Here is a 24,115-nt window from a genome sequence, read left to right on the forward strand (position 1 = left end):
AGCCTGACGGCATTGTTATACTGCCAGCTTCGACTGGAGGCTGACCTTGCAACAACCGCGCATTATTCAACGTTCCCTGCCTGACCGCTGGCAGTTGCCGGATCTACCGGCACTGCTGCAGCGTATCTATGCTGCCCGTGGTGTTACTGACAGCGCTGAGCTGCAGCTGACCCTGAAAAACCTGCAGTCCTACCATTCCCTCAAGGGATTACAGCCCGCGCTGGATTTATTACAGCAAGCACTCGAGCGGCAATGGCGAGTGCTGGTGGTGGGCGATTTCGATGTGGATGGTGCCACCAGTACCGCAGTGGCCATTCGGGCGCTGCGTAGTATGGGCTTGCAGCAAGTCGACTACCTGGTGCCGAACCGGTTTGATTTTGGTTATGGCCTGACTCCTGAGCTGGTGGCGGTGGCGATACCCATGCGACCAGATCTGATCATTACCGTTGATAACGGCATTGCTGCCGTAGCCGGTGTGGCGGCGGCGCGCCAGCAAGGTATCCGGGTACTGGTAACTGATCACCACCTGCCGGGTGAGCAACTGCCAGAGGCCGAAGCGATCATCAATCCCAATCAGCCAGGGTGTGAATTTCCCAGCAAGGCTGCCTGTGGCTGTGGCGTTATTTTTTATCTGATGCTGGCATTGAAGTCGCGTCTTGCAAGTGTTGGCTTTTTTAACGCCCGTGGTTGGCCAGAGCCGAATCTGGCAGAGCTGCTGGATCTGGTGGCGCTGGCAACGGTCGCGGATGTGGTTCCGCTGGATTACAACAATCGTATTCTGGTGGAACAGGGCTTGCGGCGGATTCGGGCAGGCCGTTGTCAGCCAGGCATTCGTGCACTGCTGGAGGTTGCCGGTCGGGATGCCAATGCAGTGGTCGCTGCCGACTTTGGTTTTGTGGTCGGGCCACGGCTGAATGCAGCAGGCCGACTCGACGACATGGCGTTGGGGATTGAATGTTTGTTGACTGAGCAGCCGCAGCTGGCGGTACAAATGGCTGCCCAGCTGGATGAGCTGAATCGTGACCGTCGCCAAATCGAAGCCAGCATGACGGCGGATGCCGAACGCTTTTTGCAGCAGCTGGAAATGACCCAGGCCTGTCCTGCCGGTGTCTGTCTGTTTAATCAGGAATGGCATCAGGGCGTGATTGGCATTCTGGCGTCGCGCATCAAGGACAAGGTATATCGCCCGGTGATTGCCTTTGCCCCCGGTGATGATGGCAACCTCAAGGGTTCGGCTCGCTCGATTGCCGGTTTGCATATGCGCGATGCACTGGACCTGCTCGATAAGCGTTATCCTGGTCTGATGCTGAAATTTGGTGGTCATGCAATGGCCGCAGGATTGACCTTGCAAGCAGGCGGCTTTGAGCGTTTCAGTCAGGCGTTCGCCAGCGTCTGCGAAGAGTTGCTGACACCGGCAGCACTGGATCAGATCATTGAAGTGGACGGCGAGCTGTCGGCAGAAGAGTTCAGCCTGGGGTTGGCAGAACAGCTGCGTTGGGCCAGCCCCTGGGGACAGGGATTCCCGGAGCCGGTGTTCAGTGGGCGTTTCACACTGGTGCAACAACGGCTGGTTGGGGCAAAACATCTGAAAATGGTGGTGCAACCCGAAAGTACAGATCTGTTGCTGGATGCTATCTGGTTTAATGTCGATATCAGTCAATGGCCATCGCCGCAAAAGCAGGCTCAGCTGGTGTTTCAGCTCGATGTTAATGATTTTCGTGGCCGTCGTTCGGTACAGTTGCTGGTGCGCCACGCGGTCGCTGGATGACTCATGCGGCACATGCCGACGGGCTGCTATTTGTGAATGGATAAAGGAGGCCAAGGATGGCTGGTTTGTCACGACCCATGCGTTCAGCTTGCCGGTGGCAGCGCGGTGTTATTAATTTAAATACTGTCATTCTATTAATGGCGTTGATATTCAGCTGGTGTGGCCTGGTGCAGGCCGAGATCTACCGCTGGACGGATGCAGAGGGCAAGCTGCATTTCAGTGACGAGCCGCCAGCAGATACCAGCAAGGCCGAGGCCGTGGAGCTTAAGCCGATGTCGGAATATCAGACGCCTGAGTTACACAAGCAGGCGCTGGAATTTTCCTCAACTACTGACAGCAGCCAAAGCCGTCAATACAAAGCGTATAAACTGGAACAAGAACAAAAACGACAGGCTGCCATCGACGCCAAATGCGAGCGTTATCGAGAGCAGCACCGTGCTGCCAGTTACAAGATCTATAACGATGCCAAGGCTGCCGTGGATGGATCAAAGCGCCAACAGCAGCTGAGAAACAAAATCATTGAGTACTGCTACTAGTTGCATCGATCCATCAGTGAAACTCAAGATGATTATTTTCTCAATTATGCTAACAATTCATTCCGTCAGTACAACCTAGTTTTTGAAGGTCAGCTACACCAGAATTCTGGCCAGAATCCATAAAGTGTCACCGCCATTGAGCAGTGGCCAATAGCAATATTTGCAGGTTCTCCAGCAGAATCTTTTTAATTTCAAGAGGATGGTATGGGAAGAAAGTACGCAGGTTCGGGTTACCTCAAACTCCCGTTGATGGCAGCTCTGGTCGTTACACTGAGTGCCTGTCAGGAAGAAAAGGCGGCACCGGCAGCTGCAGCACAGCAAATGCCACCACCAGCCGTGGATGTGGTCACCGTCAGTGCACAGTCTTTCCAGCTGACCGATACACTGGCTGGTCGTGTGACTGCCTACCGTGTTGCTGAAATTCGCCCTCAGGTTAACGGCATTATCCTGCGTCGTTTCTTTGAAGAAGGTACCAGCGTCAAGGCCGGCGACAAGCTTTATCAGATTGACCCAACCCTCTATCAAGCCAATCTGGAAAGCGCCAAAGCCTCACTGGCAGTGGCGGAAGCCAATGCCTATAGCGCTCGTCTGAAAGCTGACCGTTACGCTGAGCTGTCGAAAAAATCAGCCATCAGCCGTCAGGACGTCGATGACTCATCAGCCGCTGCACTGCAGGCTGAAGCCCAGGTTAAAGCGGCCAAGGCTGCGGTTGAAAGCGCCCGGGTTAACCTGGGTTATACCGAAATCACCGCACCGATCTCCGGTGTGATTTCCCGCTCTACCATTACCGAAGGTTCACTGGTGTCTGCCCAGCAGGCTTCTCCGCTGACCGTTATCCGTCAGACTTCACCGGTTTATGTCGACGTTCAGGCACCGGCTTTGAGCGTTGTGAAGATGCAGCAGGAAAGTGTCTCTGCCAACGTCGCACTGGAAATGCAGGACGGCTCAGTACTGGCGGAAACCGGCAAGATCCAGTTTGCCGATGTGGGTGTTGACCAGGGCACTGGCACCGTTAACGTGCGCAGCATTTTCGAGAACAAGAACCACGCTCTGATGCCTGGTATGTTCGTGCGTGCCCGCATTGCCGTCGATCATGTTGATAGTGCCATTCTGGTACCGCAACGTGGCGTCAGCCGTAACCCGGATGGCAGCACCACTGTAATGCTGGTGGATGAAAACAACACTGTGCAGATGCGCCCTGTAGTGGTAACCCGTGCGGTGGGTGACCAGTGGCTGGTGGCTTCCGGTCTGTCAGAAGGCCAGCGCGTGATTGTTTCCGGCCTGCAGAAGATCAAGCCTGGGATTCCAGTGAGCCCGAACCCTGTCAGTGCTGGCACTGAAGCGGGCCACTGAGGAGTCGCAGGATCATGGCAAAGTTTTTTATTGATCGACCCGTATTTGCCTGGGTAATCGCCATCATCATTATGGTGGCGGGTGGCCTGAGCCTTGTGAATCTGCCGGTACAGCAGTACCCGACGATTGCGCCGCCAAGCGTGGCCATTGAAGCGACCTACCCGGGTGCTTCTGCACAGACCCTGGAAGACAGCGTGACCCAGGTGATTGAGCAGAACATGACTGGCCTGGACGGTCTGCTGTATATGTCGTCCAACAGTGCCAGCTCCGGCCGCGCGACCATTACGCTGACCTTTGAAGCCGGTACCGACCCGGATATTGCCCAGGTTCAGGTGCAGAACAAACTGTCCCAGGCCGAGCCTCTGCTGCCGGAAGAAGTGCAGCGCCAGGGGGTTTCCGTCAGCAAGGGCCGTGAAGGCTTCCTGATGGTGGTTGGTCTGGTTTCCGGTGACGGTAGCCTTAATAAGGGTGACCTCGCTGACTTTGGTATCAGCCAGCTGAAAGAGCCACTGTCACGGGTTCCCGGTGTTGGTAACATCACCGTATTTGGTGCCCAGTACGCCATGCGTATCTGGCTGCAGCCTGAAAAGCTGACCGCCTACAACCTCACGCCACTGGAAGTTCGTCAGGCTGTTTCCGAGCAGAACACCCAATTTCCGGCCGGTGAACTGGGCGGCCTGCCTGCCGTGGATGGTCAGCAACTGAACGCGACCATTGTGGCGCAGACGCGGATGTCGAACGTCGACGAGTTCGAAAACATTCTGCTGAAAGTAAACCCGGATGGTTCCCAGGTACGTCTGAAAGACGTCGCCCGTATTGAGCTGGGTGCTGAAAGCTATTCCGTTGACAGCTATTTCAACGGCAAACCGGCTACCGGTTTGGGTATCCAGCTGGCCTCTGGTGCCAACGCACTGGACACCGCCGATGCCGTTCGCAAGCGTCTGGATGAGCTGAAGCCGTTCTTCCCGCAAGGGCTGGAAATTATCTATCCGTACGACACCACACCGTTTGTGGAAATCTCCATTGCCGAGGTTGAACACACGCTGTTTGAAGCTGTGGTACTGGTGTTCCTGGTGATGTTCCTGTTCCTCGGCAAGTTCCGCGCAACCCTGATTCCAACCATTGCGGTGCCGGTCGTCCTGCTGGGTACCTTCGGGATTATGGCTGCCGCTGGCTACAGCATTAACACCCTGACCATGTTTGGTCTGGTGCTGGCGATTGGTCTGCTGGTGGATGATGCCATCGTGGTGGTGGAAAACGTTGAACGGGTGATGGAAGAAGAAGGTCTGCCACCACGTGAAGCGACTCGTCGTTCGATGGAGCAGATCACCAGTGCCCTGATTGGTATTGCGCTGGTGCTGTCGGCGGTATTTGTGCCGATGGCCTTTATGTCCGGTTCTACCGGTGCGATTTACCGCCAGTTCTCGTTGACCATTGTGTCTGCCATGGGGCTGTCGGTTCTGGTGGCACTGACACTGACGCCAGCTCTGTGTGCCATGTTGCTGCGTCCACATAAAGACGATCATGGTGAAAAAGGACTGTTTGGTTTCTTCAACCGTATGTTTGCCAAGGCGACTGGCCGCTACCAGAACGGTGTACGCCGGACTCTGAATGCGCCGATTCGGATGCTGCTGGTTTATGCAGGCATGATCGCTATTCTGGCTGTGGTTTATGTGCGTTTGCCAGCGTCATTCCTGCCGGACGAAGATCAGGGGGTATTCCTCAACCTGGTGATGCTGCCAACGGGTGCCACCATGGAGCGTAACCATGAGGTAATGGACGAGATCAGCGCCTACTTCAAACAGGATCCCGCCGTGGATTCTGTGTTCACCGTGTCTGGTTTCAGCTTTGCTGGTCAGGGCCAAAACCAGGGCATGGCGTTTGTGAAGCTGAAGCACTGGGATGAACGTAAGGATCCGAGTCTGTCTGTGGGAGCGGCTATTGGTCGAGCCTGGGGAGCACTCAGCCAGGTCAAGGATGCGGTGATCTACCCGATCAACCTGCCGCCGATCATTGCGCTGGGTACGGCTACCGGTTTCAACCTGCAGCTGCAGGACCGTGGCAACATTGGCCATGAAAAACTGACTCAGGCCCGTAACATGCTGCTGGGCATGGCGTCACAGGATTCACGGCTGGTACGTGTGCGTCCTAATGGTATGCAGGACGTGCCGATTTTCCGTCTCGATATCGACTACGAGAAGGTTAAATCACTGGGTCTGAATGTGTCTGACGTTAACAGCACAATCAGTACAGCCTGGGGCTCTGCCTACGTTAACGACTTCATGGACCGCGGTCGGGTCAAGAAGGTTTATGTTCAGGGTGATGCTCCGGCGCGGATGCTGCCGGAAGACTTTGAGAAGTGGTACGTGCGTAACAACAAGGGTGAGATGGTGCCGTTCAGCTCCTTCGCAACCACCTATTGGGATTACGGCTCACCACGACTGGAGCGTTACAACGGCGTTCCGTCAATGAACATCCAGGGTGAAGCCGCGCCGGGTCTGAGTACCGGTGATGCGATGGCGGCAATGGAAGAGCTGATTGCCAAACTGCCTGCCGGTGTGGGTTATGAATGGACCGGTATGTCGTATCAGGAACGAATGGCGGGCTCCCAGGCGCCAATGCTGTATGCCCTGTCGTTGCTGGTGGTGTTCCTCTGTCTGGCAGCTCTGTACGAAAGCTGGTCGGTACCGTTCGCTGTAATCCTGGTCGTGCCTCTGGGCGTGCTGGGTGCCTTGCTGGCGACCTATGGTCGTGGCCTAGCCAACGACGTGTATTTCCAGGTCGGTCTGCTGACCACCATTGGTCTGTCTGCCAAAAACGCGATTCTGATTGTGGAATTCGCCAAGGCGGAATATGAAGCCGGCAAGTCGCTGCTGGAAGCGTCACTGGAAGCTGCCCGTCTGCGTCTGCGGCCGATCATCATGACCTCGATGGCCTTTATGCTGGGTGTATTGCCACTGGCAATCAGCACCGGCGCAGGTGCCGCCAGCCGTCAGGCGATTGGTACCGGGGTCATCGGTGGTATGTTGACCGCAACCTTCCTGGCCATCTTCTTTGTGCCGGTGTTCTACCTGCTGGTGATGAAGTTGTCGCGCCTCATTAGCGGTAACAAGGATCAGCAAGCCTGATCCAACTGCCCGGATGATGGAATATCCGGGGCTAGCTGAGATGAGAGCCGGGCGGTGGATTTATCCTCCGCCCGGTTTTATATTGGCCGCTCGTATTGTTCTTCATTCATACGCCCGCCGCCAAAGCTCAAGGAACTGCATATGCTCAGCTCTCTGGCCAAACTGCTCAAAGCGCTCAACTCTGAAACTGCCCCCTGGCAAATTGCTCTGGCTCTGTGCCTGGCGTTGCCGGTTGCCCTGACCCCGTTCTGGGGACTGCATAACCTCTTGATCCTGTTAGTAGCGCTGCTGATTCGCTGCAACTTCAGCAGCTTTCTGGTGGGGCTGGCGTTGTTTTCGTTGCTGGCGATGGTGGTTGACCCGCTGTCAGTACGACTGGGTGAAAGCCTGCTGGCTAATCCGGCATTAATAGACACCTGGACTTCGCTGTATCAGAACGACTTCTGGCGCCTGATGGGCTTTAACCACACCCTGACCCTGGGTGGCTTTGTGATTGCCATGGTGGCATTTGCGCCGCTGTTTGTGGTGCTGCGGGTATTGATCAATCAATACCGTCATCGAGTGATGGTATGGGTGAACAAGCTCAAGGTGGTACAAGTGCTGAAAGCCAGCAAGTTCTACAACCTCTATCAGTCGCTGGCGGGGTAATCGATTATGTTGAAATGGATTCGCTGGTCCGGCCTGATTGGCTTTGTGGTGGTTGTAGCTTTGCTGGCGGCGTTTTTTGTGCTGGCGGCCGGACCGCTGGTAAAAATGGCGATTGAAAGTGTTGGCTCCAAAGCTGCCGGTGCCAGGGTAGACGTCGATGATGTGGCATTTAACCTGTCGCCGCTGGGCTTTGAACTCGGCCGTATGACCGTCGCCAACGCCGACAAGCCAATGGAAAACCTGCTTGAGTTCCAGTCTGCGGCGGCCACTGTTGATCTGGCTCCGCTGTTGTTGGGCAAGGGCATTATCCGTGATCTCAGCGTTAACGGCCTGCAGTTCAACACCACTCGCACCACGTCCGGAGCACTGGAGAAAAGCAGCTCGACCAGCAAACAATCTTCGGCCGTTGCGGATGCCGCAGCCAGTGTGAAAGATTCAGTGGTGGGTAATTTGCCATCTGCCAGTGAGATTCTGGCCCGTGAATCTTTGAAAACCGACGCTGCCGGTTCGGCTCTGAAAGAAACCTTCGATCGTCGTCAGCAGCAGGTGAACGATGCGCTGGCGGCGGTGCCTGACGATGCCCGTCTGGCGCAATATCAGGTTGACGTCAAAGCCATCACTTCGGGCAAGGTCGCTTCGCTGGAAGACTTTAATGAGCGCAAGAAAAAGCTCGATGCCCTGAAAGAGCAGTTCAAGGCCGACAAGAAGTCGATCAATACTGCCAAGGATCTGATTGGTGACTCCCGTACAGAAATCACCGAACGGCTGAAGCAACTGAAAGCCGCTCCGGGTGAAGACCTTGCCAGCATCCGCGACAAGTACCAGCTGAACGCCACGGGCGCTGCCAACCTGTCGTCCCTGCTGTTTGGTGACGAAGCCGGTGAATGGGCGCAGCAGGCGCTGTACTGGTATGAGAAGGTGAAACCTTTCCTCAGCAGTGGCGGTGATGAAGAACAGCAAGCCGAATACCTGCGTCCGGAAGGCCGCTTTGTGCATTTCCCGACGGATGACCCATGGCCGGAATTCCTGATTCGTCATACCAGCATGAGTGCCATCACCAGTGCCGGTAATCTGGCCATTACAGGTACAGACCTGACCAGCCAGCAGCGCGTACTGGGACGTCCGGCCCGTATCGACATTGATGGCAGCGAGCTGAAAACCGTCAAGGCGCTGGCCATTAACATCACTCTTGATCATACCCGCAGCCCGAGCACGGATCTGGTGTCCCTGGAAGCCAGTGACTGGCAACTCGATGGCGTCAATCTGGGCCTTGGCGATACCAAACTGGATTCCGCCATGGCGCAGATTCAGGGCATGGCGCAGGTGCAAACCGATAAAACCGGTGATGCCTTGACTGGCCGCCTGGAAGGCCAGTTTGGCCAGACCCGTTTCGACGGCAACGGCCAAACTGTCTTTGCCAAGGAGCTGCTAGGCGCGCTTAACAGCATCAGCAGCTTCACCATTGATGGCCGTGCCACTGGCCCGCTGGGTAGCCCGAAACTGGAATTTGGCTCGGATCTCGACAAGCAGCTCAACGCTGCTTTCAAGAAGCGTTTGAGTGCCAAACAGGATGAGCTGGAAGCCAAATTGCAAAGCCAGCTGAACGACAAGATCAGTCAGTATGCCGGTGCCTATGCTGATGATCTGCAGGCACTCAACAACAACGATTCCAAGCTGACGGACAAGTTGGCGCAGCTGGAAGATCTGGCTCAGGCCAAGCTGGATGACTATGTTGACCAGCAGAAGAGCAAGGCCAAGGATGAGCTGAAATCCAAAGCGACTGACAAACTGAAAGGACTATTCTGATGACCGCTACCGATACCAGCAAACAAACCACCCCACAGGTAACCCTGTCGGCTGACTGGACAGACAGCAGCCGCCAGTGGTCAAACGAGGTTGTCGACGTTACCGAACTGCCGTCGCTGAGTCTGCTGGTTCACGATCATCGTGGTCCGATTGAGCAGCTACAGCAAAGCATTCGGCATTTTGTTGAACAGCGTAAACAGCTGGAGTTATTTCCAAACATCAGCCGTACCTTTAGTCTCAACTATCGGCGGGCGCCGGATGCTGACGGCAACTGGCATATCGGCATTGCGGCGGAAATTCCACCGCAACGCAAGGCGGCGATCAATGCTGGCAAACTGGCTGAGGGATTCCGGCTACACCTGTTTGGTGCCGGTGAATACGCCCGGCTGCGCTTGCAGGGAGGCGAAGCCGGTTTGATGTTGGCGGCACAGTGGCTGATTGAACACTGGTTACCCCAATCCGCTTATGAAATGGCGGAAGGTATCGTGCTGTTTGAACGGCTACAGTTTCCGCCGTTTGTGGAGCCGGAACAGGCCCTGGTTGATATTCTGGTGCCGGTAGAAGCCCGGATTTGAGTTTGTCTGAAAGCGGGCGGGAATCATTCCCTGCGAATGATTCAGGCCGCAGTCCCGGCATGCCGGGACCCTACAGAAAGCCGTAAATCCGCTTGTCATAATGACGTGCTGCTGTCGCTGTTCGGGAATAAATTCCCTCCTACACGACGCCATCAAAATGTGTAGGAGGGAATTTATTCCCGATCAAGGTTATCCCCGATCAAACCTGGCTTGTCAGGACGAGCAGCTCAGCATAATCAGCCGCTTGCTGTCTGGTGCGCGTTTCCATTCTTCAAACCCGGCGTGCTCTTCGTATGGATTCTGCAAAATCTTCAGCCAGTCGTGAATTGGCTGGAAGTTTCCTTCTTCAGCCTGATCGACCAGATGAGTGGTGACATGGGTGCGCAAAATATAGCTCGGATTGGTTTGCAACATGGCCTGTTTGCGGTCGGCACTGCTGCGGCTTTCCAGCGCGAGTCGGGCTTCGTATTCCGGTAACCAGTCGGCCAGCATGGTTTGCCAGGCCGCGACATCCAGGCGGTTGATCACCGGCTTGCCATCCTCTTCTGTCTGGGCTTCAGACAAGGCCCGGTAGAGTGGGTTGAAGTCTGCCTGATTGCTGTTCAGCAGCGCCCGCCAGCGGCGGATAAAATCCTTGTCGCCGGGGTCACTGAGTGCCAGCCCCAGACGGTCGCGCATGCGCTGCAGATAGGCTTTGTTGTAATAACCGGAATAGCGGTTGAGCTCTTCTTTCAGCAGTTCAACGTCAATCAGCGGCGTTAACGCCTGACCCAGTGCTGACAGATTCCAGTGAATCACATAGGGCTGTTGCTCAAAGGCGTAGCGGCTTTCCTGATCGGTGTGGTTGTAGACAGCGTCTTCCTTCCAGCGGTCGATAAAGGCAAACGGACCATGGTCAAAGGTTTCGCCCAGAATCGACATGTTGTCGGTGTTCATCACGCCGTGCAGGAAGCCATAGGCAATCCAGCCTGCAACCATTTCAGCACTGCGTTTGCTGATGGCGCGGAACATCGCAAGATAAGGATTTTCGGCCTCCAGACACTCTGGATACCAGCGCTGCAGACAGTAGTCAGCCAACAGTTTGAGATCATCGTGCTGGCGGGTATAGAACAGATGTTCGAAATGGCCAAAACGCACGTGACAGCGGCTGATACGCAAAATGGTCGCGCCTGGCTCAACCCGCTCACGCAGGATCTTCTGGCTGGTTACACCCAGCGCCAGTGCGCGGGTCGACGGGATTCCAAGATGGGTAAGGGCTTCGCCGATCAGGTATTCGCGCAAACTGGAGCGTAATACCGCGCGACCATCACCCATGCGTGAATACGGCGTTTGACCGGCGCCTTTCAGATGCCAGTCCCATAACTCGCCATTGACTGGCTGCTCTCCCAATAACAAGCCGCGACCGTCACCCAATTGCGGGTTATAGATACCGAACTGGTGACCGGCATATTTCATCGCCAGTGGTTGTGCACCCTGAGGTAGCTGATGGCCGCCGAGCAGGCCGGCCAGCAATTCAGGGTCAAGGCTACAGGGGTCCAGGCCGAGCATTTCGGCGACCTTGGGGTTGGCGCTTACCAACCTTGGGTCCGGCAATGGCGTTGGATCAAGACGGGTATACAGGTGGCCGGGCAGACGGGAAAAATCATTTTCCAGTGACAGTGACTGCAGTGGTTGCCATTGGGTCATTGCGGGCTCCTGTCGCTGGACGGCAGTAGTCGGGGCAGTGGCGCTGCCCCGACTGCGTTATTGCTTGAGATTGTAGGTTGGCTGTTGCTCACGGATCACCTGATCCAGTGGCTGCCAGTCAACCGGCTGGCCCTGGCTGAACATCACCCGGGGCACTTCAGCGTCAATAATCAGACGTTGATACAACTGCTGGATTTCTGCAAGGCTGAGTTGCTTCACTTCGGCGGCAATGGCTTCGTTATTGTCGAAGCTGGTGCGGTTCATATCCAGATTGGCCCAGAAGCGGTCGGCTTTTTCACCCATGTTATTGGCGGGCTCCAGCAAACGGCTGATCAAGCCTTCCTTGAAGCTGGTGAACTCTTCCTCGCTCATGCTGGCGAGGGTGTCCTGATAGGTCTTCCAGAAGATCTCGCTGTGCTTGAGGATGTTGGCTGGCTGGGCGGCAGGCGACTGCACAATAAAGATCAGCCCTGGCACGCTACGTTGCGGGAAGGCAGCAGCAAAAACGATATAACCCAGCTGCTGTTCGGTACGCATGTACTGGTAATAAGGCGCACTGATCATCTGGCCCAGCAGCGCAAAACGAGCCCGGTTATGGTCGCTGTTATCCTGCCCTTGCAGGTACAGCACCATGACTTCGTCGTCGTGATCCAGCTGCAGGTCCTTGACGTACTGGCCTTCTGGCAAGTGGACAACATCGCGAATCGCCTGATCATCCGGGTTGCCCGGGTAGTAACTGTTCACTTGCGCCGCCACCTTGGTAGCGTCGTCGGCGCTCATGCTTCCATGTACATAAATACGGTTGGTGGTCTGGCCCTTGAGGGTATTTGCCAGTACTTCGACATCGGTACGGCTGATGCTGTCGAGTGCTTCCAGTAATTCGGCTTCGCTGAAGCTGGGGGTGTTGATCCAGCGTTTCAGTTCCGCCAGTCCACGCTCGTAAGGCTTCGACTTCAGCGCATTTTCCAGCCGTCGCTTCAGCGACGCCTTGTAACGCTCGAACTGTTCGTCGGTGAGGCTGAGGTGTTGCATGCTGTCGAGAATCCGCTGCAGCAATTCTGGCAGCTTGTCTTCGTAACCGGACAGTAGCAGCTGGTAACCGTCGGCCCTTGGCACCAGGTTATAGGCCAGTCCGGCCAGCTGGGCGGGATAGCTGTAGCTGCTGAGATTTTCGTTGACTGCGCGGGTATAGAGCTGGGCAATAGCCATGCTGCGCGCGTTGGCGTTATCAGCGTGCTGTAACTCGATCAGGATGCGCGACTTCGGCTGCTTGAATTCATGCTCAGGGTAATACCAGAGCTGCTGGCCATCCTGATCGATCAGTTTCGACGGGATGGTTTGTTCTGGTTCCTGATTGAGGCCGAAATGTTCTGGAATAAAGGGGTTTGGCGCTGGCAGACTCAGCTGCTCAAGGTCTTTGGTGACGACCTGGTCTGGCTGGTAATCCATCGGCCGGATACGCATTGGTGTGTTGTACCAGGGATCTGACGTATCAGTGGCAACACCGGGTGCAATCAGGGTACGCAGCACATTGTTCATGCTGAGCGCGTCCAGATACGGTTGTAGTTTGGTCTGGCTGATCGGCAGTGCGAGATAATCACCGTGAATGATCTGCGGCACCGGATACAGTTGCATATTGCTGCTCAGGCGCACAGCGTAATCCGACAGTGAACCATGTTCCATAAAGCGGAAGGCGATTTCGTTGAGCTGCTCTTGCTCGGTCATCAGGTACTGTGGCAGCGGCCCTTTTTTCAGCAGGCCAAAATAGTGTTCCAGCATCTGGGTGATGTTTTCCACATGCAGCAGACCGGCCTGGGTCAGCTGCACCTGAATCACCAGGTTGGCTTCAAAACGGGTGTTGATGCTGCGACCGGCGCTCAGTCCTTCAGCCCAGCCTTTTTCTTTCAGCAACGCCAGCAGGCTGCCTTCACCTTCGTGACCAATCAGACTCGACAGCAGGCTCAGTGGCTTGGATTCATACAGCGACTGGCTTTCCGGCATCGGGAAGGTGAATTGCAGGCGGCGGATTTCCTTCACTGGCTCAATGTTCATATCCAGTGGCAGCTGGCCGGGCACAAATTGCGGTGGCTGTGAATCGACGACTTCAACCTGGCGCTTGGGTACGGCGCTGAAATGACTGCTGGCCCATTGCTTGAGCTGTTCCAGCGGATAGTTGCCGGCCAGCACCAGCGTCATGCGATCAGCGCTGTAATGGCTGTTGTAGAAATTGATCAGGTCGTCACGCACCTTGCTGTTGGGACGGTCAGCGAGGGTGTCGAGGTTGCCGACCGAAAAGTGCGAATAGGGGTGATCCGGGTTATAGGCCTGTTTTTCGGCTGAATAGATACGGCGGAAATCATCCCGGATCTTGGCAGTGTATTCGGCGTTGACGGCGTTCTTTTCACGATCGACATAGGCGGCGTCGAAGGTTGGCGAAATGAAGAAGGGCGCAAAGCGGTCCAGCGCGCCGGCCATGGCGTCGTTATCAATCGAGAAGAAATAGGTGGTTTGCTGGTTGGCGGTGAAGGCGTTGTGATTACCACCGTGGCGGCTGATGTAGGCCTGATATTCACCGGCTTGTGGATATGGCTCAGTGCCGAGAAATAACATGTGTTCGAGGAAATGGGCGAGGCCTTCGCGGCCTTTCGGATCATCGCCGCTACCGGTGGCGACTGTCATCGCTGCGGCAGCCTTGTCGGTGTTGGGCGTTGATACCAGCAGCACCTGCAGGCCGTTATCCAGTTGCAGCTGTTGGTAGCTGAACGGATCGGCGGGGCTGACGATCAGACTCTGGTCGTCAGCGCTGCGGCAGTTCCAGGGCGCGGTGTCGGTGCAGCCGGGTGTCGCTGAAGCAGGGGCGGCACTGGCATTGTCGGATTGCGAATCTGGTTTGAACATGGAATATCCAATGGCTGCAAGGACAATGATTAAAAAGGCCCAATATCGAGGCGAAAGCATGTTGGCTCCTGAGTCAGCGTGCTGGGCTGGTCCGGTTGGGTGACACGGAAAACAGCCGACTGGCTGGCTTCCGGTCGGGTTCAGTGGGCGGTACCACGAATCTCGGCAATGGCCTGGGCGTCGGCCAGTGTACAAGTGTTAGGGTCGAGCTCACAAATGCGATTGAGACGGTCGCGATTTTCTTCCAGCTCCGCCAGCAGCAGTGCAAATTGTTGCTGGAAAGCGGCGTCGATGGTGTCGTACAGCTCGGTCACGGCGTCTGAGCTGCTGGCGTTGGTGTTACGCAGGGTCTTCAGACAGGCGAGTGCAATCTGGTGGTAGGCTTGGTCTTTATTCACGGGCGGTCCTCCTGTTGGGCGGCCATGATACATGACTGGCCACCGGGAAATCAGTCATCAGTGGCAAACCAGTGCAGCTGATGGGCGCCAATCGGCCGAGACAGTGCGGTGCCACCAAGCCAGTCGGCACCACTTTGATGAGCGGCGGCCAGTGCTTCGGTCGAACTGATGTTATAGGCATAGACGGATTTGCCATGTTCGATCAGCTGACGAATCGCCGATGAGCCAGCCGCAGTCTGGCGACGCCAGTAGCTGAGGACTTCCGGCGGCATGGCAAAACCGGTGCAGTCCAGCTGCTGCAGGGTACGGAATCCGGGAATTCGCTGGCCGGGTTCCGGTACGTCAATTTCCAGCATCAGCTCAATGCCCAGCCGTCGCAGGTTGGCATTGCTTTGTGGCGCTGGCAGGCTGTCGAACTGCCAGGGGACGATCACCACCCACTGGGGATTGCTCTGTGGGTTTTCAGCTATCCAGCTGGCAATGCACAGGCTCATTTCAGTCCAGTGTTCGCTGGTCAGGCTGTCAATACGAATAACGACTCGCATCGTGGTGGCGAATTGTTTACGCCATTGTTTGTGCATGGTTTCGAGCCAGATATGACAGAGCTGTTTGTCGTGCATGTATTCCGGCAGTAGCTCCAGCCCGACTAGTCCGCCCATCGGGTTGAACACCGGGTTGGCGCGGTAGTTCTGGCATTCCTGCTCCAGTCGGCTGCGCTCTTCGTCGACGGCGGACTGTTCACTGGCTGGCAGTGGCGCCGGATCCTGTGCCTCAGCTGCTTGCTGTAATTGCTGGCGGATGGCGTCAATCGGATTGGGGCTGTCGTTATTGTCCAGATCAATCACATAGCACTGGATATGTGGTGTCAGGCGATGTTCGCCGTGCTGGCTCCGGATTGCCTGTTCGAATTGATGAGCGATCTGTTGCCGCAGTTCCGGTGCGCATTTGGTGGATTTTTCATCCGTAACCAGTGGCAATAAAAAGATGTGATGATCGGGACGAAAAATCGTCTGCTGATGGCCAGCGGCTTGAATCAGGCGTGCCAGGCAGAAACTCGACAGGTCCGAGTTATTGACTTCAGCGGCGTCGAAAACCACCGAAAACAGACAGTTGATGCCTTCAGACTGGCTGATAAAACTTTCCAGCAGGCTGAGCTGGTGGTGACCGGCAAAGCGTTGCAGCTCGTGACTTTCTGAGCGCTGTGTAATCGCCATGCTGGGCTGCTCGAACATACAAATGCAGTAGTCTTCGCTAAGCGCTGTAATGGACGTCCAGAGCGATAATTGCTGCTGTTGTTGGTCCTGCAAGTTGAAATAGCCGAGCCAGGTCTGGCCGCTTTCAACCTGCTGGGTGACCGCCGCTTCCAGTGCCACCGGCATGTTACTGATGGCGCTGGCGAACAGGTTGCGACCAATCAGGTTGCTCTCGGTCTGCCCCAGCGCCTCGCAAATCGATTTGTTGGCCAGTCGGATAATCCAGTTGCGGTCGGTGATCATGGTCAGCTGGCAACTGTTGACCGCCGCTTTCAGGTTCAGCAAGCGGCGCATCAGCACGGCCTGACTGAGGCCTTCCTCGACATCGAGCAGCAATTGCTGGTTATCCCAGGGCTTGGCAATAAACTTGTGAATATCGCCGTTCTGGCGAGCGTGTCGCAAGGTGGTGTTGTCGACCTTGCCGGAGAGCAGGATACGGTAACTGCCGGGGCTGATGTCGCGGGCCTGACGGCAAAACTCAAGGCCGTCCATCTCTGGCATACGATAGTCACTGATCAACAAGTGCACGGCACGATCCTGCAACAGTTGCAGGGCTTCGATCGGGCTGGTGGTTGTCAGGACCGTGAAGCCTTGCTGCCGCAGAATCGTTGATACGGCCTGTAAAATTCCCTGCTCGTCGTCCACTAGCAATACGGTTTGCGTCACGCTGTGTAATTCCTCATCCACGCGTAAAAGACCTGACGGTTCAGATCTCATGCTTTGCTGATCTTTCCTCTATCAGAATACTGTTTTGGACTTGCAAAGACCAAAGGCTATCTATACTGAAATCAAAGTAACAGACAGGCTGGGCGGTGTCGTGAGGGGAAAACAAGCTCTTACCACAGGTGAAGTGGCCAAATATTGTGGTGTGAATTTCAGAACTGTGATCCGCTGGATTGAGCGCGGTCACCTGGAAGCGTACAAATTGCCGGGGCGTGGGGATAACCGTATTCCGCTGCCGGGCTTTATCAGTTTCCTGCAAAGCAACCAGATGCCGGTGCCCGATGAATTGCGTGAGCACGGTAAAACATTGCTGATTATGGCTGAGCCGGAAGATCTGGCCGCCGAGTTGGCGTCTACCGCCCGCCGGGCGGGTTGGGACCCGATGGTTGCTGCCGATCCGATGCAATTTGGCTATGCGCTGGCGGAACAACAGCCGTCGGCGGTGGTGGTATCGGGTGAGGATATGGTGCAGGCGTTCAACCGCTTGCGGCGTGATGCCGAAAGCCCGGAAATCCTCTGTATTCTTGCCAGTGCCGACACGCCGGTTGGGGTGAGCACAGATGGCTGGTGTCGGATACAATGGCCAACAGAACAGAAACGCTTCAGCGGTTTGTTGGACATGAGTGAAAGCCCTGCCCAACGACCGGCATGACATAATACCTGCGGTTAATAAACGCGGGCGCAGTCTCAGGGAAGGCAGATTTACAGGTGATGGCAGAACTCTCGGTATATTACTGGCTAGGCATCCTGCTGGTGCTATTGTTGTTGCTGGTCGCTGCCTGGCTGCTGTTGCGCAATCGCCAGCTGGAACGTGATAACCGCTGTCTGCATCAGCAGAATCGCAATCGTATGGCCTGGTGGTGGCAAGGCCCGGACTTGCTGGTACGGCTCGATGCTGGCGGCAAAATACTGGAATTCAACCACGCCGGGGCGGGTCTGGATCTGCGCGATGACGCGCTGTTCATAGATTTGTTGCCTGAAAGCAGTCGTGATTATTTCTTGCAAGCCTTTCAGGGCGCGCTGGTAGGCGCCGCTCCCGATGCTTTTGAAGTGCTTCATGAAGATGGTCTCAGCGCTAGTGAAATTCTTCTGACCGGCATCAGTTCGGACGGTGAAAGACAAGTGATGGTGGTGGTGCATGATCTCACTCGCATTGCTGTCAGCCGTCAGCAGCTGATTGCTGACAAGGATCAGGCTGAGCGGGCGAATCTGGCCAAAAGCCGTTTCCTCGCCAGTATGAGTCATGAGATCCGTACCCCCATGACCGGCTTGCTGGGCATGGTGTCGTTGATGGAGCAGACCGATCTCAACGAGGAACAGCAGGGTTTTCAGCGAGTGATCCAGAGTTCTTCTGAACATTTGCTGGCGATCATCAACGATATCCTCGACATTTCCCGTATCGACGCCGGCAAGATGAGCCTGGAAGAGGAAGTGTTCGATCTGCCTGAGCTGGTGCAAAACCTGCTCGATATGGTGTCTGGCAAGGTGCAGGAAAAGCGCCTGTCATTACAGTCTTTTGTTGACGATCAGCTGCCTGACAAGCTGGTTGGCGATCCCATGCGGATTCGCCAGATTCTGATCAACTACCTCAACAACGCCATCAAGTTCACCCGCGAAGGGCATGTCTTGCTGCGCGTGGCGCTGGTGCGCGATCTGCACAGTTCGGTGCAATTACGTTTTTCGGTGGAAGACTCGGGCATTGGGATTGGTGCCAACCGGGTGATGGCGCTGTTTGAGGAATACAGCTTTGCTCATGGCCGTATTTCGGCGGATGCAGGCGGCAGTGGTCTGGGGCTGAGTATTTGTCAGCGGCTGGCAAAACTGATGAATGGCCACGTTGGCGTGGTCAGCAGCCCTGGCATTGGCTCTAACTTCTGGTTTGATGTTACCTTGCCGGTGGCCGTTTGTGAGCAGAAACCGCAACCTGCCACGCTGCTGCCAACCGAAAAATCCATCTGGATCGTCGATGACCTGCTGGTCAACCGCACCCTGTTGATTTCGGTGGCTCGCAGCATGGATATGATGAGCCGCGATTTCACCAGTGCCGCTGAACTATTACCGTTGCTGGCCAATGAGCAGCCCGCCTTGCTGGTGATTTCCCAACGCTGTTACGAAGAAAGTCCGGCTGAATTCCGTCGCCTGTTGCAGCAACGGCAGATGCATGTTGGGCTGTCGTCACCGGATGTGTTGACCACTGGCAAGAACGAGCTGCTGGCAGCGGGCATTGGCGCCTATTGGGACTGGCCGATCAGCCAGAGCAACCTGAAAGAATTGTTGAACGTGCTACTGCATACTGCCTTGCCGGTGCCCCAGCTGATTACCCGCGCCAGTCGTTATCTTCACCGTCGCCACGACGAACAGGTGGCACCGGTCCTTGCGGATAACGCTGACGTACTGCAAGGCTGTCGGATTCTGCTGGCGGAAGATAACCCGGTGAACCAGAAAGTCGCTGGCCAGATGCTGAAACGGCTGGGCTGTGAGGTCACCATTGTTGATAACGGCCAGCAGGCGGTACAGAAGAGTGCCGAGGCGGAATTTGATCTGCTGTTGATGGACTGTCATATGCCGGTGATGGATGGCATGCAGGCCTGTCAGGAGATTCGCCAGCGCGAGCAACGGCAAGGGCTGGTCGCCTTGCCGATTGTGGCCTTGTCCGCCGATGTGATGGCGGATCGCAAGGCCGAATGTGAGGCGGTGGGTATGAACGGTTATCTGGCCAAACCGATCCGGCTGGAAGATTTGCGGCGTGAATTACCGGAGTTTCTGGCACCGGTAATTCACCGCTGATTGCCTCTAAGCATGCTAACGCCGGGTTTACAAACGCTCAGAGCACGCTGCCGTAAGGAATAAAGCGGTTACTGGTCATGCTTTTGATGGTACGGATTGAGTCCTTGCTGGCGGCCTGACCCTGCTGTTTCAACCAGCGGAATGCCCAGATGGCGGGATTACGATTGCCGCAATGCCAGCCGTCAAACTGCTGCTCAGCACAGACGTACCAGACGGCTACCTGCCACACCTGTTGCAGACTCAGCTGGCTCCAGACATTGGCCCACTGGCTTTCATCCAGCTGGGTCCAGAGTTTGGCCTGTTGCAGGTCGCTGGCGTCCTGTTGATTCTGGGTTAATTGCAGGCCAGCTGACAGCTCGGCCGGGATCACACTGATCAGGCGGCCAAGGGTACTGGCATCAGGGCCGGAACTACTGCTGCTGGCCGGTTGCCATTGTTCGATCATCGGGATTCTCCACGAAAGATAGAGCGACACTGCTCAATAAAACGGCCTTTACACTACCACAGTCCCGAATTCGCCTTAACAGGAGCGTCGACTTCAGGCATCATCCACGCCGCCTTTTTTCTGTCTGAACTCCCAAACTCCAATGCAAGATTTATACGCCGATATTCGCCCCTACCAGGATGATGAAGTTGCTGTCGTACTGGATCGTATTTGTCGTTCCGAGACTCTCCATCGTGCTTTGCTGAAGTACCGGTTGGGGTTCTTGCCGCACTGGCTGCGCGAGCTGATGCTGCCGCTTGCCCGCAAGTTGCTGGAGCGCCAGATGGCGGATGTTCAGACAGTGCAGCAATTTCAGGTCTGGATGGGTAAATGGGTGGAAAAGCTGCTGGCCAAAACTACCACGGATGTGGTGGTGCGCGGGCTTGATAGTATGGCACCGAATCAGGGCCATCTGTGGATCTCCAACCATCGCGATATCGCCATGGATCCAACCCTGATTAACTATTCGCTGCATATAGCCGGCTGGCCAACCTCGCGCATTGCCATTGGTGACAACCTGCTGAGCCACCCCGATGTTGCAGATGTGATGCGTTTGAACAAGTCTTTCATTGTTAAACGCAACATTACCAACAAGCGTGAGAAACTGGCGGCGTTGCAGAAGCTGTCCAATTTCATCCGTTTTACTCTCGATGAACCGGGTTCGGTGTGGATTGCCCAGCGTGAAGGTCGGGCCAAGAACGGTATCGACCAGACCGATACCGCCGTGCTGAAAATGATGGCGTTGCAGGGGCGTGAGCGTTCCGAAGACTTTTGCGCCAGCATGACGGCCTTGCGGCCGGTGCCGGTCTGTATCCAGTACGAATGGGACCCGTGTGATGTCATGAAGGCGCGTGAGTTGGTAGCTCGTGCCCGTTATGGCAGTTACAGCAAGGAAGACGGCGAAGACACCCGCAGCCTGTTGACCGGTATTACTGGGCATAAAGGCGTGGTGCATGTCGATTTTGGTCGTCCGCTGACGGCTGTCGAAATGGAGTCGGCGGATACCATGGCGGCTGCCATTGACCAGCAAATTCGTGATATGACTGAAATATTACCGGTGCACAATGCGGCGCTCGGTCTGTTGCAGCGTGAATTTGGTAGTCATACCGAACTCAAGGCGGCGATGGTCAGCACTGAGCTGGAAAATCGACTGCTGCAACGTATTGAACACGAAGACCGTGATGTTCGTCGGCAGGTGCTGATGGGTTACGCCATGCCAATCCTGCTGCAACACGGTTACACAGAATAAATCTCGGCCGCCGAGCTTGATCGGCGCAGGAAACTCTATGTTGGCTGTAAGCAAACGGATTGTCGCAGGAATGGCGTTATTGCTGTCCTGCCTGATGTTGAGTGGTTGCCCGGAGCTCGGGCGTCACTGGGATGACCAAACCAAAACCCTCTACATCGACTATTACAAGGAACAGTGTGACAGCAACAGTACCAGCCTGTGCTTCCGTGTGCGGGAAGATACCGATGACAGCTGGGAAGTCGCCGACGTTCCTTTCAGCGGCCTTGATGATTTCCTCTGGGGCTATCGCTACACCGCCACCGTCACCATCTCCTACGACGACAACGGCGACCCTGACGGCTACACCTACAAATCGACCAAAAGCGCCGTCGCGGTCAGTGCTGCTGAAGAAAGCTTTGCACTGACGCTCTATAGCGACGTTGGCATTGTCTACGCGCTGGATGCCGATAACTGGGAAATGGGCAGTGAAGTCGACTTTGCCTGTAACACCGCCTGTGATGACCTCGACAGTGCAGTCTCCAATGCCTACGTAACCCAGCTGCAGTTCAGTGTCGATGGTGAAGGAGGCATCAGCCTTGATTCGGTGATTTGTGCCGCCTCCGAAGATGACTTCTCCAGCGACTGTGAAGGTGAAACCAATGTTTCCTGGTACATAGCGCCGGTGCAATCCGACTGCGGTTTGTCCGAACCCATGCTGTGCCTGTTGTTCAAGGTCAACAGCTCGGATGACTGGGAACTGTTGCCGTTGGAAGATGATATCGAAGACTTCAGCCCGAGCTGGGGTTATCGCTACCATATCGATGTGGTCAAAACCGTCAGCAACGGCGGCATTATTACGGCAGCGGTATTGGATGAAGACGATGACAGCCCGGATGAGCGCTTTGGCAGCAGCTACGATTATCGTATTGTGCTGCGGGCCAGTGGCCTGAGCAAAAGCAGCGGCGGCTATATCACTCTCTATGATGAAGGCATCTCAATGGACTGTAGCTCCCACAGCTACTGTGATGACATCAATGATGCAATCAGTGACCTCGACGACGATGTGACGGAAAAATACATGCTGGTAGAGGTGTACGTGGATTCCGACGGCACGCTGGTGGCGACGGACTATGACTGTGAGCGGGAATCCCTGACTTCCTTCCAGTCCTGTATCAGCAGCTTTGATGAAGTAACCTGGGGCATCTGATGCCGCTTGATGGTGGCTGCCTTCTGCGGCCACTTTGCGTTTCTTTACCTGGCGTCAATTGCGCTGGTGCGACTGTTAACCCTGTATTAACGCTAATGCAGGTATGATGCAGCATTCATCGAATGGATTATCGCACCGGAGCTGCCACCATGCCGCCAGGGCACTTTGACAAAATCCCCTTACCTTCCATGGGCATCAAACACCTGTCCGGGCTGCTCTTGCTGCTGACTGTCAGTGGTTGCAGCTCCTTTGCCGACAAGTCGGGTTATCAGCAGGATATCCAGCAACAGCAGTCGCAGCTGGCCCATTGGCAGGCTGCCCAGCCTGCTGACGACAACTCTGCGCCTAACACTGCGGACAGCAGCAGTATTCTTGCACTGCTGGCGAGCGAGCAGCTGGAACAACTGGTACAGCAGAGCCTGACAGCCAATCCGGGATTGCAGCAGACCCTGTATACCTTACGTAAAACCCGTGCTGAGCGACGAGTGACCGATGCCAATGGCTGGCCGGAAGCGGATCTGTCGTTTTCGGGTCAGCGCAGCAAGGACTCTGGCAACAGCTTCAATGCTGCAGTCAGTGTCAGCTGGGAACTGGACCTGTGGGCGCAGTTGGCAGACAACCGTTCAGCTGCCAGCGAAGATGTTGCTGAACAGCTGGCGACCTTTCAGTCCGCCCGTGACACGCTGGTGGCCGAAGTCATGTCTGGTTGGTTGCAGCTGATCCAGCTGCAGCAGGCGATCAGTATTCAGCAGCAGTTGCTGGTCACCTTGCGGAATAACGAACAAACCATCCTCAGCCGTTATCGTTCCGGTATTGGCGAGCTGGATGACCTCGACAGCGCTCGCACCTCGCTGGCCAGTGCCGAAGCCACCCAGGCCGACAATCAATATCAGTTGGTGGCGGCCAAACGCAGTTTGCGGACGCTGTTGGGACTGGCCGACGATACCGAACTCGCCGCTCTGGGGTTGACCATTCCGACGGATTTTCCTGCCGTTGGTATGCCCTTGATCGAACTGCCGGAACAGACACTGGCGCGGCGGCCGGATTTACTGGCCGCCTGGCATGCGCTGAAAGCGTCCGAGCTGCGTGTTGATATCGCCTATAAGGACATGCTGCCGAGTATCAGTTTGTCGGCCTCGTTGTCAGATTCCGGTGGCTCGCCGTCGGCGGCACTGTTCGATAATCCGGTCTGGACCATTCTTGGGCAGCTGACAGCACCGCTGTTTCGCGCCGGTGCCTTGCAGGCGGCGGCTGACGCGGCGGAATACAGCGCTGCCCAGTCAGCCCAGAGCTATCGAGAAACCCTGCTGACTGCGGTGCAGGAAGTCGAAAATGCACTCGACCTTGAACGCTCACTGCAGCTTCAGCAAGCCGCGACCGAACAATCGTTGCAGACGGCCATTCGCAACGAACAACGCTATCAGCAACGCTATCGCGCCGGGCTGGCAACACTGCTGGAACTGTTGAACGTACAGCAGAGCCGCTACAGCCAGCAAAGCCAGCTCAACAGCTTGACCTATCAACGTCTGAATAACCGTATCACTCTGGGACTGGCGCTTGGCCTGCCGGGTGTTAGCTCGAATCAATCCAACCTGTCCACCACTTCAACCCTGTCAGATGCATCGGAGGCTCGCTGA

Annotated in this window: 17 protein-coding genes; 12 read left to right on the plus strand and 5 right to left on the minus strand. The window is 55.8% G+C overall.

The annotated features are described in order from the left end of the window. Positions 1-46: 46 nt before the first annotated feature. The 7 genes from recJ (at position 47) to K6123_RS09125 (ending at position 9,814) form a co-directional block, all read left to right on the plus strand. Positions 47-1,768 (plus strand): single-stranded-DNA-specific exonuclease RecJ, encoded by a 1,722-nt coding sequence (gene recJ / locus K6123_RS09095; RefSeq protein ID WP_246624689.1) that lies wholly within the window; start codon positions 47-49, stop codon positions 1,766-1,768. 56 nt (positions 1,769-1,824) lie between these two features. Then, positions 1,825-2,304 (plus strand): DUF4124 domain-containing protein, encoded by a 480-nt coding sequence (locus K6123_RS09100; RefSeq protein WP_221796869.1) that lies wholly within the window; start codon positions 1,825-1,827, stop codon positions 2,302-2,304. A gap of 204 nt (positions 2,305-2,508) precedes the next feature. Next, complete coding sequence (locus tag K6123_RS09105; RefSeq protein ID WP_221796870.1) at positions 2,509-3,657, plus strand: efflux RND transporter periplasmic adaptor subunit; 1,149 nt, start codon at positions 2,509-2,511, stop codon at positions 3,655-3,657. 14 nt (positions 3,658-3,671) lie between these two features. Then, the gene (locus K6123_RS09110) at positions 3,672-6,785 is read left to right on the plus strand and encodes an efflux RND transporter permease subunit (RefSeq protein ID WP_221796871.1); all 3,114 of its coding nucleotides are present in this window, start codon (positions 3,672-3,674) and stop codon (positions 6,783-6,785) included. 141 nt (positions 6,786-6,926) lie between these two features. Continuing rightward, the gene (locus K6123_RS09115; RefSeq protein ID WP_221796872.1) at positions 6,927-7,433 is read left to right on the plus strand and encodes a TIGR03546 family protein; all 507 of its coding nucleotides are present in this window, start codon (positions 6,927-6,929) and stop codon (positions 7,431-7,433) included. A gap of 6 nt (positions 7,434-7,439) precedes the next feature. Beyond that, positions 7,440-9,239 (plus strand): TIGR03545 family protein, encoded by a 1,800-nt coding sequence (locus K6123_RS09120; protein ID WP_221796873.1) that lies wholly within the window; start codon positions 7,440-7,442, stop codon positions 9,237-9,239. Beyond that, positions 9,239-9,814, plus strand: coding sequence for an AraC family transcriptional regulator (locus K6123_RS09125; RefSeq protein ID WP_221796874.1), 576 nt, complete (start codon positions 9,239-9,241; stop codon positions 9,812-9,814). Before K6123_RS09120 ends, K6123_RS09125 begins: the two co-directional genes overlap by 1 nt. Before the next feature lie 213 nt (positions 9,815-10,027). On the opposite strand, the gene K6123_RS09130 is transcribed toward K6123_RS09125, so the two are convergent. From K6123_RS09130 to K6123_RS09145, 4 genes are all read right to left on the minus strand, one after another. After that, positions 10,028-11,500: a protein adenylyltransferase SelO gene (locus K6123_RS09130; RefSeq protein WP_221796875.1), complete on the minus strand. Its 1,473-nt coding sequence runs from the start codon at positions 11,498-11,500 to the stop codon at positions 10,028-10,030. Positions 11,501-11,557: 57 nt separating this feature from the next. After that, complete coding sequence (locus K6123_RS09135; RefSeq protein ID WP_221796876.1) at positions 11,558-14,398, minus strand: insulinase family protein; 2,841 nt, start codon at positions 14,396-14,398, stop codon at positions 11,558-11,560. Between the two features lie 140 nt (positions 14,399-14,538). Further along, a complete protein-coding gene (locus K6123_RS09140) occupies positions 14,539-14,796 on the minus strand; it encodes a hypothetical protein (protein ID WP_221796877.1) in 258 nt (85 codons plus the stop codon). A gap of 50 nt (positions 14,797-14,846) precedes the next feature. Then, entirely contained in the window at positions 14,847-16,715 is a 1,869-nt protein-coding gene (locus K6123_RS09145; protein ID WP_221796878.1) for a response regulator, read from the minus strand. Between the two features lie 202 nt (positions 16,716-16,917). Between K6123_RS09145 and K6123_RS09150 the strand changes: the two genes are divergently transcribed. Together K6123_RS09150 and K6123_RS09155 are read left to right on the plus strand one after the other, a co-directional pair. Then, complete coding sequence (locus tag K6123_RS09150; protein WP_221796879.1) at positions 16,918-17,424, plus strand: hypothetical protein; 507 nt, start codon at positions 16,918-16,920, stop codon at positions 17,422-17,424. Between the two features lie 59 nt (positions 17,425-17,483). Then, on the plus strand, positions 17,484-19,559 hold the full coding sequence (locus K6123_RS09155) for a response regulator (protein WP_246624720.1): 2,076 nt from the start codon (positions 17,484-17,486) through the stop codon (positions 19,557-19,559). A gap of 37 nt (positions 19,560-19,596) precedes the next feature. On the opposite strand, the gene K6123_RS09160 is transcribed toward K6123_RS09155, so the two are convergent. Continuing rightward, entirely contained in the window at positions 19,597-20,004 is a 408-nt protein-coding gene (locus K6123_RS09160) for a hypothetical protein (protein WP_221796881.1), read from the minus strand. A 142-nt stretch (positions 20,005-20,146) separates the two neighbouring features. Here K6123_RS09160 and K6123_RS09165 point away from each other — a divergent pair, with 142 nt between their 5' ends. From K6123_RS09165 to K6123_RS09175, 3 genes are all read left to right on the plus strand, one after another. Further along, positions 20,147-21,292, plus strand: coding sequence for a 1-acyl-sn-glycerol-3-phosphate acyltransferase (locus tag K6123_RS09165; RefSeq protein ID WP_221796882.1), 1,146 nt, complete (start codon positions 20,147-20,149; stop codon positions 21,290-21,292). 37 nt (positions 21,293-21,329) lie between these two features. After that, entirely contained in the window at positions 21,330-22,478 is a 1,149-nt protein-coding gene (locus K6123_RS09170; RefSeq protein WP_221796884.1) for a DUF4377 domain-containing protein, read from the plus strand. Positions 22,479-22,600: 122 nt separating this feature from the next. Next, positions 22,601-24,115, plus strand: coding sequence for a TolC family protein (locus K6123_RS09175; protein ID WP_221796886.1), 1,515 nt, complete (start codon positions 22,601-22,603; stop codon positions 24,113-24,115).

The sequence above is a fragment of the Oceanobacter mangrovi genome, assembly GCF_019740315.1.
Classification (GTDB): Bacteria; Pseudomonadota; Gammaproteobacteria; order Pseudomonadales; family Oceanobacteraceae; genus Oceanobacter; species Oceanobacter mangrovi.

Excerpts from the sequence above, each read along its gene's own strand:
- K6123_RS09165 (WP_221796882.1), top strand. The coding sequence starts at position 20,147 with ATGCAAGATTTATACGCCGATATTCGCCCCTACCAGGATGATGAAGTT.
- K6123_RS09100 (WP_221796869.1), top strand. The coding sequence starts at position 1,825 with ATGGCTGGTTTGTCACGACCCATGCGTTCAGCTTGCCGGTGGCAGCGC.
- K6123_RS09115 (WP_221796872.1), top strand. The coding sequence starts at position 6,927 with ATGCTCAGCTCTCTGGCCAAACTGCTCAAAGCGCTCAACTCTGAAACT.
- K6123_RS09175 (WP_221796886.1), top strand. The coding sequence starts at position 22,601 with ATGGATTATCGCACCGGAGCTGCCACCATGCCGCCAGGGCACTTTGAC.
- K6123_RS09160 (WP_221796881.1), bottom strand. The coding sequence starts at position 20,004 with ATGATCGAACAATGGCAACCGGCCAGCAGCAGTAGTTCCGGCCCTGAT.
- K6123_RS09110 (WP_221796871.1), top strand. The coding sequence starts at position 3,672 with ATGGCAAAGTTTTTTATTGATCGACCCGTATTTGCCTGGGTAATCGCC.
- K6123_RS09130 (WP_221796875.1), bottom strand. The coding sequence starts at position 11,500 with ATGACCCAATGGCAACCACTGCAGTCACTGTCACTGGAAAATGATTTT.
- K6123_RS09120 (WP_221796873.1), top strand. The coding sequence starts at position 7,440 with ATGTTGAAATGGATTCGCTGGTCCGGCCTGATTGGCTTTGTGGTGGTT.
- K6123_RS09155 (WP_246624720.1), top strand. The coding sequence starts at position 17,484 with ATGGCAGAACTCTCGGTATATTACTGGCTAGGCATCCTGCTGGTGCTA.
- K6123_RS09170 (WP_221796884.1), top strand. The coding sequence starts at position 21,330 with ATGTTGGCTGTAAGCAAACGGATTGTCGCAGGAATGGCGTTATTGCTG.
- K6123_RS09125 (WP_221796874.1), top strand. The coding sequence starts at position 9,239 with ATGACCGCTACCGATACCAGCAAACAAACCACCCCACAGGTAACCCTG.
- K6123_RS09105 (WP_221796870.1), top strand. The coding sequence starts at position 2,509 with ATGGGAAGAAAGTACGCAGGTTCGGGTTACCTCAAACTCCCGTTGATG.
- K6123_RS09135 (WP_221796876.1), bottom strand. The coding sequence starts at position 14,398 with ATGTTCAAACCAGATTCGCAATCCGACAATGCCAGTGCCGCCCCTGCT.